Source organism: Arthrobacter sp. HMWF013 (assembly GCF_003061105.1).
GTDB lineage: Bacteria > Actinomycetota > Actinomycetes > Actinomycetales > Micrococcaceae > Arthrobacter.
On record NZ_QAIQ01000167.1, the window covers coordinates 1 to 1,718 of the forward strand.

The 1,718-nt window shown below is 68.0% G+C and carries 1 protein-coding gene and 1 pseudogene; both read right to left on the reverse strand.

What is annotated here, in order from left to right; all coding sequences use genetic code 11:
* A partial coding sequence (locus DBR22_RS07415; protein ID WP_219928086.1) for a YhgE/Pip domain-containing protein occupies positions 1–1,270 on the reverse strand: 1,270 nt, incomplete at its 3' end.
* A pseudogene (locus DBR22_RS07420) lies at positions 1,267–1,718 on the reverse strand (ABC transporter ATP-binding protein); the annotation flags it as partial. The pseudogene DBR22_RS07420 and the gene DBR22_RS07415, both read right to left, overlap by 4 nt.

The window sequence follows — 1,718 nt, forward strand, 5'->3', positions numbered from 1 at the left end:
CCTCAACCTGCCCCGCGCCGGCGTCGAGCGTCCCCGCTCCGTCAGCCAGGCGCCCGGCGCCGTCGAGGGCCGCCTGCTGTCCGGTGGCCAGGGTGGCTGCGCCGGTATGGAGCTGGTCGGCGCCTGCGGAGGCCTGGCCAACAGCATCCCTGAGGGCGGGGGTTGCCGCAGCGAGCTGGGCCGCGCCCACGCTCACTGCTTCGGAGCCGTCCGCGAGATGCTGGATCTGCGCAGCGTCGGCCTGGATGGCCGTTTTCGCTGCGGCAACCGGGCCGGAGGCGGCTGCGGCGTCAAAGTCGGCCAGGATTCTGTCGGCCTGCGCCTGGGTGATGACCTGCTCGGCCACCAGGCGTGCGTTCGATTCGCTGACCCGGGTCCGGAGTCCCTGGTCGGCGGCATCAAGCTGGGTGAGAACGCCCTGGATCCTGGTGTTCAGCAGGGCGTTTCCGGCGGCCACCTGAGCGGCGCCGTTGGCGAGCGTCCGGGAATCCGTCGGCAGCGTGGCCGTCCTGTCCTTGAGCACGGAGAGCCCGCTGCTGAGCTGTCCGGCGCCGTCGGTCAGCTGGTTTGCGCCATCCCGGAGTTTCAGCTGCCCGGCGTAGAGTTCCCCCGCCCCCGCCTGCAGTTCGCTGGTGCCCGCGTGCAGGGCGATGGTGCCGTCACGGAGGGAAGCAACGCCGTCGGCAAGCTGCCCCGCGCCTCCGGCCGCCTCGAGCATCTGGGCGTGGATGGTGCCGTAACCGGTGAGCAACTGGTTGGCGGTCTCTTCGCCCACCTCCTTGGCAACGGTGCTGTGGACGGCAGTGGTCAGCTTGTCCACGATGGTGCTCAGCAGGTAGTTGTTGGCATCGTTGGTGGTGACGTTCAGCATGGCCTGGCTGGCCGAATCGAAGCTGCCTGGTGAGACCAGATTGGTGGAGAAGTCCTGCGGGATCTTCAGTGCGAAGGCGTACTTGCCGCTGCTGACTCCCTGATCCGCCTCCGCTGCTGTGCCTACCGGCGTCCAGTTGAAGACGTTGCCGTCCACCAGCCCGTCCGCCACCTTCCGGCCCGCCTGCAGTTCTGTGCCGTCGCCGGACGTGGCGCCGGTGTCTTCCACCACCAGGGCAGCGTCGATCTGGTTCAGGTTCCCATAAGGATTCCAGTTGGCGTACAGGTACACGGCTCCATAGAGGAGCGGCACCATGATGAGCGCCAGGATGGTCAGCTTAGGCAGCAGCCCGCCGGTCATCCTCTTGAGTTCGGAACGGGCAAGCCGCAGAACAGTCACTTGGCATCCTCGGTTTCGAGTCGGAGGTCGTTGTCGAGCGACCTGGCCGGAACGCCCCCGGGGTGGCGGATGGAGTTGCCGATGACTGCCGCCGGTCCCTTCCACCCTGCCGGGAGGGCAGTAACGGTGACGACGACGGCGAGCGGCCGGCCGCCGTCGTACGCCAGCTCTTCAAGTCTCGGGAGCCAATCCGCCGCGTGGGCGCTGTGGCGGTCCGGGGAGTCCACCACGAGCAAATCTGTGTGCGGGTTGGCCAGGGCGAGCGCGGTCAGGAGCTCCACCCGGCGGTCCGGCGGCAGCTGTTCGGTCCACAGATCCGCGATGTCCTCGAACCTGTTGACTTTCAGCCAGGGCTTGCTGAGCAGCGCCCCACGGTAACGGCGGGGGATCAGGGCGAGGTCCTCGGTGACAAGGTCGCGAACGCTGAGGTGTTCCTCCGGTTCGTTCA